At 46.9% G+C, this 14,009-nt stretch carries 15 protein-coding genes and 4 pseudogenes; 4 read left to right on the top strand and 15 right to left on the bottom strand.

The features are described from left to right. Positions 1–5: 5 nt before the first annotated feature. From scpB to JCM10519_RS27785, 4 genes and pseudogenes are all read right to left on the bottom strand, one after another. The gene (gene scpB / locus JCM10519_RS08195; protein WP_054738551.1) at positions 6–653 is read right to left on the bottom strand and encodes an SMC-Scp complex subunit ScpB; all 648 of its coding nucleotides are present in this window, start codon (positions 651–653) and stop codon (positions 6–8) included. Continuing rightward, positions 646–1,546: pseudogene (locus JCM10519_RS08190) on the bottom strand (segregation/condensation protein A). Before JCM10519_RS08190 ends, scpB begins: the two are co-directional and overlap by 8 nt. Positions 1,547–1,727: 181 nt before the next feature. Continuing rightward, complete coding sequence (locus JCM10519_RS27790; protein WP_347843551.1) at positions 1,728–2,096, bottom strand: hypothetical protein; 369 nt, start codon at positions 2,094–2,096, stop codon at positions 1,728–1,730. Continuing rightward, a complete protein-coding gene (locus tag JCM10519_RS27785) occupies positions 2,084–2,488 on the bottom strand; it encodes a metallophosphoesterase (RefSeq protein WP_347843550.1) in 405 nt (134 codons plus the stop codon). Before JCM10519_RS27785 ends, JCM10519_RS27790 begins: the two co-directional genes overlap by 13 nt. 390 nt (positions 2,489–2,878) lie before the next feature. Between JCM10519_RS27785 and JCM10519_RS08180 the strand changes: the two genes are divergently transcribed. Next, complete coding sequence (locus JCM10519_RS08180) at positions 2,879–3,154, top strand: helix-turn-helix domain-containing protein (RefSeq protein ID WP_054738549.1); 276 nt, start codon at positions 2,879–2,881, stop codon at positions 3,152–3,154. 46 nt (positions 3,155–3,200) lie between these two features. On the opposite strand, the gene JCM10519_RS08175 is transcribed toward JCM10519_RS08180, so the two are convergent. The 5 genes from JCM10519_RS08175 to JCM10519_RS08165 form a co-directional block, all read right to left on the bottom strand. Further along, a complete protein-coding gene (locus tag JCM10519_RS08175; protein ID WP_347843549.1) occupies positions 3,201–3,971 on the bottom strand; it encodes a hypothetical protein in 771 nt (256 codons plus the stop codon). Then, positions 3,965–4,087, bottom strand: coding sequence for a hypothetical protein (locus tag JCM10519_RS27780; RefSeq protein WP_347843548.1), 123 nt, complete (start codon positions 4,085–4,087; stop codon positions 3,965–3,967). The genes JCM10519_RS08175 and JCM10519_RS27780 overlap by 7 nt, the downstream gene beginning before the upstream one ends. Next, complete coding sequence (locus JCM10519_RS27775; protein ID WP_347843547.1) at positions 4,072–4,515, bottom strand: hypothetical protein; 444 nt, start codon at positions 4,513–4,515, stop codon at positions 4,072–4,074. The genes JCM10519_RS27780 and JCM10519_RS27775 overlap by 16 nt, the downstream gene beginning before the upstream one ends. Positions 4,516–4,689: 174 nt before the next feature. Further along, positions 4,690–5,283 (bottom strand): NUDIX domain-containing protein, encoded by a 594-nt coding sequence (locus tag JCM10519_RS08170; protein ID WP_347843546.1) that lies wholly within the window; start codon positions 5,281–5,283, stop codon positions 4,690–4,692. A 136-nt stretch (positions 5,284–5,419) separates the two neighbouring features. After that, positions 5,420–5,899: a small multi-drug export protein gene (locus tag JCM10519_RS08165; RefSeq protein WP_054738547.1), complete on the bottom strand. Its 480-nt coding sequence runs from the start codon at positions 5,897–5,899 to the stop codon at positions 5,420–5,422. A gap of 501 nt (positions 5,900–6,400) precedes the next feature. On the opposite strand from JCM10519_RS08165, the gene JCM10519_RS27770 reads away from it, so the two are divergent. Beyond that, on the top strand, positions 6,401–6,808 hold the full coding sequence (locus JCM10519_RS27770) for a phosphatase PAP2 family protein (protein ID WP_347843545.1): 408 nt from the start codon (positions 6,401–6,403) through the stop codon (positions 6,806–6,808). 68 nt (positions 6,809–6,876) lie between these two features. Here the strand turns inward: JCM10519_RS27770 and JCM10519_RS08155 are convergent. After that, a pseudogene (locus JCM10519_RS08155) lies at positions 6,877–7,897 on the bottom strand (glycosyltransferase family 2 protein). After that, the gene (locus JCM10519_RS08150; protein WP_054738545.1) at positions 7,894–8,406 is read right to left on the bottom strand and encodes a CPBP family glutamic-type intramembrane protease; all 513 of its coding nucleotides are present in this window, start codon (positions 8,404–8,406) and stop codon (positions 7,894–7,896) included. The pseudogene JCM10519_RS08155 and the gene JCM10519_RS08150 overlap by 4 nt, the downstream one beginning before the upstream one ends. Positions 8,407–9,069: 663 nt before the next feature. Here JCM10519_RS08150 and arcC point away from each other — a divergent pair. Beyond that, a complete protein-coding gene (arcC, locus tag JCM10519_RS08145; protein ID WP_054738544.1) occupies positions 9,070–10,008 on the top strand; it encodes a carbamate kinase in 939 nt (312 codons plus the stop codon). A 136-nt stretch (positions 10,009–10,144) separates the two neighbouring features. After that, positions 10,145–10,922 (top strand): annotated as a pseudogene (gene pdaA, locus JCM10519_RS08140) (delta-lactam-biosynthetic de-N-acetylase). A 162-nt stretch (positions 10,923–11,084) separates the two neighbouring features. On the opposite strand, the pseudogene JCM10519_RS08135 reads toward pdaA, so the two are convergent. The 4 genes and pseudogenes from JCM10519_RS08135 to JCM10519_RS08125 form a co-directional block, all read right to left on the bottom strand. After that, positions 11,085–11,848: pseudogene (locus tag JCM10519_RS08135) on the bottom strand (ABC transporter ATP-binding protein). Then, on the bottom strand, positions 11,848–12,288 hold the full coding sequence (locus JCM10519_RS27765) for an ABC transporter permease subunit (RefSeq protein WP_347843685.1): 441 nt from the start codon (positions 12,286–12,288) through the stop codon (positions 11,848–11,850). The pseudogene JCM10519_RS08135 and the gene JCM10519_RS27765 overlap by 1 nt, the downstream one beginning before the upstream one ends. Continuing rightward, complete coding sequence (locus tag JCM10519_RS27760; protein ID WP_347843544.1) at positions 12,234–12,839, bottom strand: hypothetical protein; 606 nt, start codon at positions 12,837–12,839, stop codon at positions 12,234–12,236. Before JCM10519_RS27760 ends, JCM10519_RS27765 begins: the two co-directional genes overlap by 55 nt. A 16-nt stretch (positions 12,840–12,855) precedes the next feature. Next, entirely contained in the window at positions 12,856–13,932 is a 1,077-nt protein-coding gene (locus JCM10519_RS08125; protein WP_054738541.1) for an ABC transporter substrate-binding protein, read from the bottom strand. Positions 13,933–14,009: the final 77 nt, after the last annotated feature.

Genomic DNA, 14,009 nt, shown 5'->3' with positions numbered 1-14,009 from the left:
TCCTCCTAAATGTTATCATCTTTTTTATCTTCTGCCGGAATCAGATCACCGCTTTCAGAAAGCTCTTCTTCCACTTCCATCCGTATCTCAGCCGCCACAACAGGGTCAGCAACCGGAAGATTCTGGGTGGATCCGATACCGAATCTTCTTAAAAATTCCTCTGTGGTGGCAAATAATGCCGGACGTCCAGGGGCATCTAAGCGCCCCACTTCATATACCAGGTTATATTCCACCAGTTTATTGACCGCATGATCCGATTTGACGCCCCGGATCTTCTCTATTTCAAGCTTTGTTACAGGCTGCTTGTAGGCTATGATGGACAGGGTTTCTAAAACCACATCAGTAAGAACCTGTTTTTTAGGTGCAGATGCCACACGGATCAGGTTTTCGTAATACTCAGACCGGGTACACATCTGGTAGCAGTTTTCCAGTTCAAGAATCTGCAGCCCTCTTTTCCCCGTATCATAGCGCTTCATCAAACGGAGAACCGCCTCCTTTGCCGTGGCCTCATCCTGGCCGATGGCAGCTGCCAGAGCCTTAAGTTCAACGGAATTGCCCATGGTAAAAAGAACCGCCTCAATCACGGCTTCCCACACCTTTTCTTCTTTTGTGCTCTTCTTTTGCCCGTCTGCCAAAAGAACTTCCTTATCCATCACTTTCCTCTTTCCTGCCCTGCTTTCTGGGCATAAAGGTATCCCTGGAAGGGGTTTCCTCTTTCCCGCCCTGTTCTCCGGGCATAAAGGTATCCTCGGAAGGAGGTTCCTCCTGAAGTTCCGACAAATCCAGTTCCCCTTCCTCCCCTTCCGGCTCCAGGGTTTCAATGAACATATCATCAAACAAATGCTCCTGGGTCAGCGTGATCTTGCCGATCTTCATGAGCTCCAGAAGCGCTAAAAATGTCACAACAACAAGGGTCCGGTCCGGCTGCCTCTCAAGCAGCCCGCGGAAAGAGAATTTCCGGTGCACTCTGGCATAATCCATGACCGATTTTATCTTATCCTCCAGGCTTATGGATTCCCTCCGGATGTTGCCAAACCGGCTTCGGATAGGATCCACACGGTCAGACTTCCGTTTTGTGACCGCCCGGAAAATCTCCTGGAGCTTTGCCAGGGTAAGCCCGTCAAGCAGCTTGTCCAAATCCACCGGAGGCTCGTACTTTGCCACTTCCGGAGGAATGGAAGGGGATTTGTACAGCAGTCGTTCCGCCCCAACTTCCCGGTCCTTAAGCTCCAAAGACATGTATTTATAATATTTGTATTCCAAAAGACGTGCACAAGTTCGGCCTGGGGTCTTCCTCCTCGCCTTCCTCGTTGGTTTCCCTGGGAAGCAGCATGCGCGCCTTTATATCAATGAGGGTCGCGGCCATGACCAGAAATTCACTGACAATGTTTAAATCCTCTGTTTCCATGTGATTTACATAGTCCAGATACTGCTCCGTAATCGTCGCGATGGGAATGTCGTAGATATTCACCTTATTCTTGTCGATCAGATGAAGCAGCAAATCCAGCGGCCCCTCGAAATTATCCAGTTTATAAGAGATTCCCATAAAATCCTCCAAGGCAGATTAAAACATGCCTTTGATCAGTATATCAAATCCTTCTTCATCTGTAAATATACGGCAGGCCCAAAAGCTATTTACTATTTCCTTTTTAAATCCACAACCACCACCTGAGGCTTGTTGTTTAAGCGGATGTTTATGGAATGGGTTCCAAGCCCCCTGCTCACGATCATATCTTTTCCATCTGACCGAAACTCACCGGCACAGTACGGAAGGAAAAACTGGTATTGAGCGTCATGACCCCTCCAAGATATGGGAGCCTTATGGTCCCTCCATGAAAGTGGCCGGATAGGGTCAAATCTGCCCCCCAGCTTCTGCATGGGGAAAAATAAAGAGGAGAATGGCAAAGCAGAATCTGAAACCGCTCCTTAGATGCCTTGCCCACCTTTTGTTCTATCTCCTCCCCAGTTAAGCCCTCCGGACGAAATTTCCGGTAAGCCCCTGCCTCCAGATCAATCCCGGTAACAGCTATATCCTGCCCATATAATTCTGTCCGGTTATCCAGAGTTTTGATTCCAAGCTTTTTTAAGCTGCCCACATAAGCTTCGTATGCTCACCATATACCTTGCGTTCCCAAAGCAGCCGGTTCTCATGATTGCCATTGCCGCAAATGACGGGGTACTTTCCTGCCAGCTTTTCCATAAGCTCCAATGAAACGGCAGTATCCGCTCTGCCCTTGCTGATGATCATATCGCCGCCCACAAGCACAAGGTCAGGTGCCGCCTCATCCACAGCGGCCAGAAGCCTTTCATTGCCGTCGCCGAACCGGTGCTCGTGAAGATCAGAAAGGAACACAATGGTACGATCCGTTCTTATCTTAGCGCTTTCCAAAACAGTTCTCTCCACGGAAAGCTGTTCTTTTTCATATTCAGAACGCAAATACAAGCCTGCGCCTACTGCGGCGCAAAAAGCTACGGCAGTAATCCCCATCTGAATCTTCCTCTTCTTCCATCAGTCTTTTTCTTGCTGTCTGTTCATCATACAATGAAGGGCCTGCCTGAGTCAAGTCTAAGAGGTCCAGTTACCCACCAGATATTCAATGATGAGATTGGGTAAAATTACCATGAGCCCGATGCCAATGCTCATGACTATGGTACCGCATAAATATTCCTGGTAACCTGGAGCTCCCGGAGCCGGCGGTACTGTAAACGCAAGGCGGTAGATGGATTTGCAGAGAGCAAAAAAGCAAATAAAATAAAAAAATTGCGCTAAATATCTTTTTTTTCATTGGTATATTCCTCCTTTCCATAATATAAACCACTTATGGATAATATGCAATACTGGATAATCAAGGTTTAATTAAGCCAGAGGTGATAAATTATGATCGTTTATGACAGACTGTGGGAAACCATGAAAAAGAAAAACATCAGCCAGTATCATTTGATCAAATACTGCAAGGTAAGTGCAGGGCAAATCGGACGGCTTAAGAAAAATAACTTCGTTTCCACTCATACCATAGATATGCTCTGCAGAATTCTGGACTGCGACGTGGAAGAAATCATGGAGTACCGGGCCGATATAAGCGAAGTAGCCTTGCCGAAAGAAAGCGAACCGAAAGCTGAACAGGACAATGTTCCACCAAAGGATTTGGCATAGAAAAAGAGCCTATAGGCTCTTTTTCTATGCCAAAAATCCCATCTTTCTACCGGATCCAGGCGCCGGAAGAATCCAGACGGTATCCGTCGGGCGTAATGGTATCCTTAAGCATGGCTCCATTGGCCCCTAAATAATACCATTTTCCACTGCTCTCCACCCAGCGGCTTGCCGCCATGACTGAGTCTGTGCCAAACCAGTAGTAAACCCCGTCTATTTTCAGCCACTCATTGACAGCTTTCGTTCCATCCTGTTTTCTATAATACCATTTAGAACCTTCCTGGACCCAGCCCTGGGAAGAAGTCTGTGCTGTCATCCCTCCCGCTGCCTTTAAGGCAAAACCATAATCCAAAAGGGATTTTGTATCCTCATAATGCGTGGATTTACTTTTCATGATGACCGCAATCAGCCGGACTCCGTTCTTTTCCACGCAGGTGACCAGTGTATTGCCGGCCAGGGAAGTATAGCCTGTCTTTCCTCCGATCACTCCCGGATAATATCTGGAATCTCCCGGATTAATCATTTTATGGCCCATGGTCACCGTTCTGGCCGAAGCCTTCTTTGTGGCCGGGATCTGGAAAGTTAAGGTGGAGGACACCTTTCGTACGGTTTCATTCTGGTATGCCGCCCTGGCAATGAGGGCCATATCGTGAGGTGTGGTATAATGGCTGGAGCTGTTAAGTCCATTGGGATTGACAAAATTGGTTCCTGTGCAGCCAAGTTCCTTTGCCCTGGCATTCATCAGAGCAGAAAAAGCGCTGACACTTCCTGAAACGTGCTCTGCCAGACCATTGGCCACTTCATTGGCAGACTTTAGCATAAGCCGTAGAGGCTCTGCTCCACTGTCAGCTTGTCTCCTTCTGTAAGACCCAGGGTTACTGCGCCTGATTCCAGGTTTGTAGTGGCAGCTTTTGAAAAGGTCACAGTCTCTGACAAATTACTTTTTTTCTGCAACAAGAAGGGCTGTCATAAGCTTTGTAATACTGGCAGGATAATATCTTGTTTCCCCATTTTTTTGAATAAAGCAGGGTTCCTGTAGACGCGTCCATAAGAACCGCGCCTTCTGACTGAATTTCCGGCTGTTTTATGTCCGCAGGCAACGTTCCCCCGGCATTTGGGGTATCTCCCGTCTGAGCACTTCCTGTGCCGGCTCCGTTGTTGATTCCCGGCCCGGTCTCACCGTCCGTACTGCCCGAGGGTCCGCTTACCGCCCCTGTCTGACCCCCAGCTCCCGGAAACGGCTGTATTATGGGCATTTCTCCGTATGATGGTATTGACGCAAGAATGCTGATACTGATTACCAGGCTCCACAGCCTGCACGATTTTTTTTGCCATATCCTGTCATCTCCTGTAATTTTCTGCATACTAGTATGATTTCTTACAACAGTATAGCATAAAATCCAGAATTTTCCGATTAAAATTTTCTTACAAACTTTAACAAAGTCATGCGGATATTCGCAACCCGCGGCCCTGCTTGCTCATAACCAAATAGCAGCTATCGCCGCTTGATTCGGTCAAATAATAAAACACCGCCCTGCTCAGGCGGTGTAATCTGCTAAAAAAATCTGCTCTCTGTATTCTTTTTCTAATTCTTCCAGCCTGTCCATTGCCACGTTTAAGATCTCAGCATGGTCAAATGCCAGCTTTTCCTGATCCAGCACGTCAATGGCCGGTAAAAGATCGGTCTCCGTCTCCTTTTTCCACATCATACCCTGACGCTCATAAGTTTCCGTAACCCGGTAACTCATAAAAATATGTTCTTCTTCATTTTCAACGGTAAGTGCATAGGTGGCTCCATTTTCCAGTTCAGAAAGCTTCTTTTTCTTTACCTGGAACCAACGGGCTTCTGCGGCGTCATCTCCGGCCTTTGGTGTCAGCTGGTCCTTCGGCACTGCGGCCATATAGGATACTGAGATGACTCTTGTTCTGGGATCACGCTTCACGTTCCCCCATGTATAAAGCTGTTCCAGGCAAATGCCTTTTAAGCCAGTCTCCTCTTCAAGCTCTCTGGCTGCTGCGGCCTCCAGGGATTCATCTACATTTACAAAACCTCCCGGAATTGCCCACTGTCCGATGCTGGGATGATTTTTTTCGCTTAATGAGCAGGATTTCTGTTTCCATCTCCTCCTCATCCACCGTAAAAATCAGCATATCCACGGTCACCGACGGGCGTTCATAATTCCCCGGGTGGTACTGCAAAAGAAACTCTTTTTCTGTTAATCCCTCTTGATTCCTTTGTTCCATTCTGCCCTTCTTCCTACCAGAATTTTAGAAAATCACGGACTGAAGCGCCCCTAAAACTCCTGCGCTGGCAAGTCCCATAATAACCCCTGCCACTAAGACGCCTCCCATCACGGCTAAAATACTGGATTTAAAATCAATATCAAGCAGGCTGGCTGCCAAGGTGCCGGTCCAGGCACCGGTTCCCGGAAGGGGAACTCCCACAAATAACAAAAGCGCAATAAACAACCCCTGTCCAGCTTTCGCCTGCAGTTTTTCTCCGCCTCGTTTTCCTTTATCCAGGCACCATGAAAAAAAGCCGCCGATCACCGGCTTATCCGCTCCCCATTCGAGAACCTTTCTCGCAAACAGGTAAATAATAGGTACCGGAAGCATATTTCCAAGAATTGCAACGATATAAGACTGGAAAAGCGGAAGCCCCACCACCGTAGAATATGGAATTGCTCCGCGAAGCTCTATCAGCGGAACCATGGAGATAAAGAAAACGGTCATATATTGTTGTAACATATTCCATTCCTTTCGTGTAAAAGTCTGCCTTTATACTATACACAAAGATTGTCCGTCTATCAACCATTTTATAAAAAGATTATATTTTCCACAGGGGGAACCGGCAGTTAAAACAAGTCCTAAGCTTAATCTTCTCTGAAATAAATATTAACATTTGTGAAATACTATTGTACTGACAAAACGAGTGTGATATAATCCTCCAAAGTTGATAATCATGATACCAACCGCCAGAACGGAGAAGGAAGAATTATATGAAAAATCTGTTTCACAGGTACAGGCATGTCTGGATTCTCAGTTACGCCTTTATCTATATTCCATGGTTTCTTTACCTGGAAAAGACGGTGACAAACCATTACTATATCATGCATGTTGCTTTAGACGACCTGATTCCTTTTAATGAATATTTCATTATTCCATATCTTTTATGGTTTGCATATATAGCAGCTGCTATTTTGTATTTTTTTTATTACCAACGTAAAAGATTATTACAGGCTGTGCACCATGCTGTTTACAGGGATGACCATTAGTCTGGTGATCTGCACCGTATTCCCCAACGGTACGGATTTCCGCCCTGTGATTGATCCGGGAAAGAATATCTGCTCGGCTATTGTGGCAATTCTTTATTCCGCGGATACTTGTACCAATGTATTCCCAAGCATCCATGTTTATAACTCTGTTTGCGTTCACATTGCAGTCCTTCACAGCGAACGCTTACGGAAATACCGGCTTATAAGAACCGGTTCCCTGGTGCTGATGATTTCCATCTGCCTTGCAACTGTTTTCTTAAAACAGCATTCTGCCTTTGACGGTCTTGGTTCCCTGGTTATGGCTTATGTCATGTATCACTTTGTATACTCTGACTCCTATGTGCCGACCAGAGAAAAGGTTTCCGAAAAGGCTATCAGCTGACAACAAATCCCCTGAGCCATTCTTTTAAATGGCCAGGGGATATTTGTTTTTTACTGCCAGGAATTATTCTAATTAAAACCGAAAAATTTCTGGGTCATTTTATAGATCGCAATAGGAAATTTCCTTCCGTTCTTTCCGGGGAGATTAACCCCCTGCCCCATAAAGCCAAATCTAAGCCTTAGAAACAGCGGTAAATTCTGCTTGCGTAAGTGCTGCCACAGTTCCTTTTTCTTCTCCATATTTTCATCATTTTCAGACTTGATGGCAAGGATTGAGGATATGGTCATCATGATCTCCAGGTACCGCACCATGTAATGACGCAGCTTACGCTGCTTGATCTTCATCACATCGTAATATCCCAGCATCAGCTTTGTCACCTTGATCTGCTGGTCAATGCGGCCGATCATGATGGATTCGTTTACTGACTGGTCATCTCTTCCGATAAAGTACCGGTAAAAATTCACATCTAAATAATACATGGTCTTAACGTGAGGCAGAGGCTGGTACACAAATATATTATCCACGTAAAATGTGTGCCTTGGAAGTTCCAGTCCGCATTGCTTTAGAAGCTCTGTCCGATAAATCACCGAATGCATGAGAATATAATGCCCCAGCAGGAACACCTTAACGTCCTCCCAGCTGAATATCTCATTCTTTGGAAGGGCTGTGCGGTAATTCATGACTTTTTTTCCGGTTTGCCCCCTGCTTTTCATAGACGAAATTGCTGACCAGCATATCCAAAGTGTTTTCTCCATAGACAAATCGCCGCAAGGTGTCCAGAATTTCCAGTAAAGCCGCCTCGTCTACCCAGTCATCGCTGTCCACTACTTTAAAATAAATTCCGGTGGCATTTTTTAATCCGGCATTGACTGCCGCGCCATGACCGCCGTTCTCCTGATGGATTGCCCGGCAGATTTCCGGGTATTTTCTTTCATATTCGTCTGCGATTTCTGCCGTATGATCCTTGGTGGATCCGTCATTCACAATGAGAATCTCGACCTCCTCACCTCCCGGCAGCAGGGAATCAATACAGTGCCTCATATAGGCCTCAGAGTTGTAACATGGTATTGCTACAGATAAAAGCTTCACAAAATATCCTCCTTAAAATTGTTTTTCTGATAAATCCGGATCGCACAAATAACAGACACCACCGCTGATACGGCCGCCAGAACCGGCTTTCGGTCTGCACGAAACAAAGTATTGAAACGCCCCGTATTCATTACACAGAGCGACAGTAAATTGGCTGATATGTGAAATAGGCAGGGGGCCAGTAATGTCCCCGAAACCTCGTATAGCCAGGCAACAGCCAGTCCAATAAGAAAAGCATAAACTCCCTGTGGAAGATTTCCATGGTAAAGCCCAAATAGTGCCGCAGACAGTACGGCGGATAACCAAAAAGGAAGCTTGTCCCTCAGTGGGGCAAAACCCAGTCCCCGGAAAATGATCTCCTCTGCAAGAGGGATCAAAAGACCGGAAGCCAGAAGCTGAAGGGGAAAGGCTGCTGAATAGAGAGTATTTTCCGCCTCTTTATAGGATATGGACTTTTCAGTGAGTCCTAATACTTCTACTATATAGTTTCCAAATATGCATAAAGCCACTCCAGATATTATTATATAGCCAGGCAGCCGTGAAGCTTAAGTCCTGAGACAGAAGGTATCCGCGGCGTCTCTGGTCTGCGGAATAGAAATAGTAAAGTACGGGCGAGGCTAAAAGCGGATAAGGCGGTGGCTTCCAAGGGGGCTAAGTTTAAGTATAGAAATAAGGTGGTTGTCATGGCTGTATAAAAAAACATGGGAAGGATCAGATGCAGGATGATTGATATCATAAACATGGTGTCCTTTCATTTTGGGGATCTTCCTGAACATTATATCATGAAAGTAATGAGAGGGGGGAGACTGTAGGGCGGTAAAGGTTGCGTTATTGTACCTTTGATCCACTGGTCCGCAGTGGAGCTGGTAAAACCTGCGGTTTTACCAGCTCACGGGCTTTCGCCCTATGAAACAGTCCATGACAAGATTCTTATGTGCAGGCACAACGAAAATCTTCTCCTGTCCTGTTTCGCACTGCTCATTGCTTTCGTGTATATTATACCATCTGATTGTAGGATATCTAGCAAAACTTTTTTTAATTCTTTCTAAAGAAACGCTCTGCTCCCTTTCCAGGTTGTCTATCTTTTGAAATCTGTTGATTTTTTTATTGTCTGATAATATAATATCTTTATACTTTTTGATCAAACTATACGGAACTGAGAGGTAACTGATATGGCAAAAAAACGTATTGTCCTGGCTTTGGGACATCATGCTTTGGGAACAAATCTTCCGGAACAGAAAAAAGCGGTTGCAGAAACAGCCAGGGTCATCGCGGATTTTATTGAAGCCGGCTGGCAGGTGGCGGTCACCCACAGCAATGCCCCGCAGGTGGGCATGATCCACACAGCAATGAATGAATTCGGAAAACTTCACGACGGCTATACTTCTGCGCCCATGTCCGTATGCTCTGCCATGAGCCAGGGCTACATTGGCTATGATCTGCAAAACGGCATCCGGGCTGAGCTGGTAAAGCGTGGTATCTGCAAATCTGCAGCCACCATTTTGACTCAGATGCTGGTAAACCCTTATGATGAGGCTTTCTACACCCCCATGAAGCCTGTGGGACGCTTTATGTCGGCTGAAGACGCAAAAGAGGAAGAAGAAAAGGGGAACTATGTGGAAGAAGTGCCTGGCAAGGGCTTTCGCCGGGTCGTGGCGTCTCCAAAGCCTGTATCCATTGTGGAGATCGACATCATTAAGGCCGTTATGGATGCAGACCAGATCGTCATCGCCTGCGGAGGCGGCGGCATTCCGGTTATGGAACAGGGATACCGCTTAAAGGGCGCCAGTGCAGTCATTGAAAAGGACCGGGCTGCCGGGCTTTTGGCAAAGGAAATCGATGCCGATGTGCTCATGATCCTTACAAATGTTGACAATGTCACCCTGAATTTCGGAATGCCTGATGAACGGCCCATCAGCCAGATGAGCCGGGAAGAAGCAGAGAGCTATATTCAGGAAGGACAGTTTGAATCAGGCTCCATGCTTCCGAAGATTGAAGCCTCCCTGGATTTTCTCCGGCATGGAGAAAACCGGAAGGCAATCATTACCTCTCTTGAAAAAGCGAAAGCAAGCCTGGAAGGAAAAGCAGGTACGGTAATGCAACCTTTTTGAATATGGACAGGCAGAAGCTTCATATATTGAAACAAATGTAATATAACGGAGCTTTATATATGAAATTTGCAAAATTTAAGATTGCAGAAAAATCAGAAAGCTTTCTATCCCATCTGAAACAGGAAAGAAGGCAGTTATGGTATTCCTGCTTTTCCTCTGTGCCTTTCTGGCCGGTCACCTTGGCGCCATGCTGGTGGATCACCACAAAGCAGTAGAGACTGCTGCAGATGGAAACTGGGGGCTGAGCTTCCAGCAGGAAGGGCAGCCGCCGGTAGCCAATGCTACCATGGACTATTTAAAAAAATTCAATGCCTATTATGCGGAAAAAAACCCCGGATAAAGTTCTTTATCTGACCTTTGATGCCGGATACGAAAACGGAAATACCCCAGCAATACTTGATGCATTAAAGAAGCACAATGCCCCGGCTACCTTTTTTGTGGTAGGAAATTACATAGAAACTGCTCCGGAGCTGGTAAAGCGGATGGTTGAGGAAGGCCATACCGTCGGCAATCATACCTACCATCATCCGGATATGTCCAAGATGTCTTCAAAAGAAGCATTTGAAAAAGAGCTTAAGGATTTAGAGGTCCTTTTTGAACAGACCACCGGACAGCCCATGAGACAATACTACCGCCCGCCTCAAGGAAAATACAGTGAAGCCAATTTAAAAATGGCAAGTGATATGGGCTACAAAACCTTTTTCTGGAGCCTTGCCTACGTTGACTGGTATCAGGATAAGCAGCCCTCAAAGGAGGAAGCCTTTAAAAAGCTTTTAGGCAGGATCCATCCCGGCGCCGTTGTGCTGCTGCACAGCACCTCAAGCACCAACGCCCAGATTCTTGATGAATTGCTGACCAAATGGGAGGAAATGGGCTATCAGTTCAAATCCCTGGATCAGCTTGTGGCTGAATAGATGGGCCATCTCCACTACTACGGTATAAGGGTTATGGCAAAAAGTTCGGCCCTGAGACAGCATAAAAATGAGCGTTGAATGGTGGTCTTAAAGGCCACCTTCAACGCTCATTTTCCCCGTAAGGTTCTCATTGTGGTAAAGGAGTCCTTTATGGAATTCTCCTTATATCGTGTATTCCGGCTGCGGCTGTGCGCTTGCCAGCTGCAGTTTTTCCAATATATCGCGCCTCTTTGACAGGAATTCCACACTGCCACGATGCCTTGGATGAGGCAGATGAATATCCAGTATCTCGCTGATTTTGCCGGGACGCGGCGTCATAATTACCACGCGGTCAGAGAGATAAATGGCCTCGTCAATATCGTGGGTCACCAGCAGCATTGTGGTATTATTTTCCTTGCGAAGTTCAAGGAGTTTATCTTGCAAATCCGCCCGTGTGAAGCTGTCAAGCGCACCCATGGGTTCATCGAGCAAAAGAACTTCGGGATTATTGATTAATGCCCGTGCTATCGCTACGCGCTGTGCCATGCCGCCGCTTATTTGATGGGGATAGGATTTCTCGAACCCCTACATTCCAATAAGGCCGATATAGTGCGGCACACGCTCTTTGTTTTCTTTCCGCACTCCCTGAATGTTTTTCTCAACCGTCAGCCAGGGAAGGAGCGTTCCCTGTTGGAATACATAGCCGCTTTGCGGCTGAGGTTCGCGTACTAACGCACCGCCAAGCAGTATCTCACCTCTTTCCGGCTTATCCAGTCCGGCAATAAGGCGGAGTAAGGTTGTTTTTCCGCAGCCTGAGGCGCCGATGATGGAAACGAATTCCCCCGTTCCAGTGTCAGGTTAATATCCTTTAGCACCTCTACAGAATTGTCCTTATCGTCGATATAGGTACGGTTTATGCCGGTAATTTCAAGTATTGTTTCTCCCATTATCGCAGCAACCCCCTTTGCCAGCGCAGAACATACCGCTGAATCAGACCAATAATCTCCATAATAATGCTGAACATGACCGCCATCACGAGAATCGCGGCGAACACCTTATAGTATGCGCTCCACACCTTAGACACATTGATATAGTAACCCAGGCCCCCCGGCTGCCCCATCATCTCCGCAAGAACAAGCGTTGTAAAGGCAAAAGCATTGGCCGTGCCGATACCCGTAAAAATGCTGGGCATTGCGTGGGGAATAGCAACGCAAAATACCAGATATGGCGTTTTCGCCCCAAGCGTACGCATTACTTCAAACTGCACCTTGGGGGTCGACTGAATCCCCTGTGCCGTAAGGCTTGCTACAGGGAACCAGGCGCAAATTACTATCAGGAATACCGCGCCCGCAAAGGGAGTAGGGAACAGCGTGAGGGCAAAGGGCATCCAGGCCACGGCAGGTATGACCCCCGTGATCTTAAGTACCGGATAAACCAGTAATAGACTTTGGGAAACCAGCCAATGAGGATGCCTGTGGCAACCCCCGCAAACACGCCTATCCCGAAACCAATCACAAACAACCGCAGGGAATATAACGTGTTCTCAAAAATGAAATCCGGCTCCATTAAGAACGGCTCAATTATCCTTGCCGGTCCAGGAAAGAATGGCTGTGGCAAAAGAAGATATTTCGTGCCGATAATATCCCAAACTGTCAAAGCAATACCGCAGGCCAATCGAAAGGGTGCCCGTTTAAGGTACTTCACCCTGCTGTCCTTACGAAAGAAAGCATAAACGCACAAACCGGCATATAGGACAATCAACACAAACAATACAAAGCGGTAGGCTTCGTTTATATCCACCGTGCGTCCGAACATAGTATAGCTGTTAATCTTTACATCCGCAACCTGGCGGACAAGCAGGTTGGCGAGTATTGCGGTAAGGAAACCGCTTATTGAAAGCAGCACAGCACCTGCGAACCTGATATTTTGTTTTATCATCGCTCGTCATTCTCCTTTACTGACCCAGTGTTAAATCCACTTTCTGGTATGCCGTCTTGATAAAATCAGCCGGAGCCGTTGTCAGATAGCCAATGTCATAAAGCTGCTCCGCAAAATACTCCACATCAGCGGCAACATCGCGGGTACTGTTGTCGTGGTCGTGTTTTGACGGATACTCATAGTGCTCGATCAAAGCCGCCGCAAGTTCCTTATCCTCAATTGAGGAGTATTTTTCATCGCTGATAATTGCCGCCGTTTCAGCAGGGTTTTCCGCTATCCATTCCTGAGCCTTGTGGTAAGCACGAAGCAGAGCCGCAACCTTTTCAGGTTCCTCTTTCAGCACTTTATTGGATGCGTACAGGAAGCAGCAGTATTTGCCCGCAAATACAGGGTCAGTGGAAAGGTCAAAAATAACCATATAGCTGCCGGTCTTTTCTTGAACCGAACCGAAGGGATCCCAAAGGGCGGCAACGTCGATGTCTCCGTTTTTGAGCGCCTCAATTTCAAGGTTACCATCTGAAAACGGCAGGAATGTGACTTCCCCGTCTTCCGCTTTTGCCGATACTCCGGCCTGTTCAAGCCACACACTTGCCACCTGATGGGGTGTGCCGCCGACTTCATCCACGCCGATTTTTAAGCCTTTCAGCGCTTTCGCGCCTTCTTTTTCCACGGCTTCAACCAATTGAGAATCAGCCTTTACCAAAAATTTGATGCACCCGTTGTGAAGACCGTCAACAACTGACACGTTCACGCCGTTTTCAATGGAGGGGAAGAACTGGAAGTCGCCGTTGACCAGCGGAAGCTGGCCATTGTTCAACAAAGTCTTACGGGTTTCCGTATCCGCACTGATGAGTGTCACGTCAAATCCCTCTTCTGCAAAGAATCCTTTTGCTTTTGCAATGTAGGTAGGTGCGCCGCACAATGCGCCATCCTTGCCCACAAGGTCGAGCTTCCCATATTTATAGGCGGCGCTTGTATTACCGGTATCGGCGGCATTACCGTCGGCGGGTTCCGTTTTGGAAGAGCAGGCGGTGAAAGCGAAGGTTAAAGTAAGCAGCAAAGCAATTACTCCAAACATTTTACGAAATTTCATAGCTGATAATCTCCTTTTTATTTATTATTTTGCAAAGGCCTGTTCAAGGTCTGCGATATGCTCTTCGTCAACTTCCA

This window comes from Clostridium sp. NkU-1 (assembly GCA_001312405.1).
The sequence above is the reverse complement of the archived record's forward strand: the minus strand, read 5'-3'. Positions and strand labels throughout refer to the sequence as shown.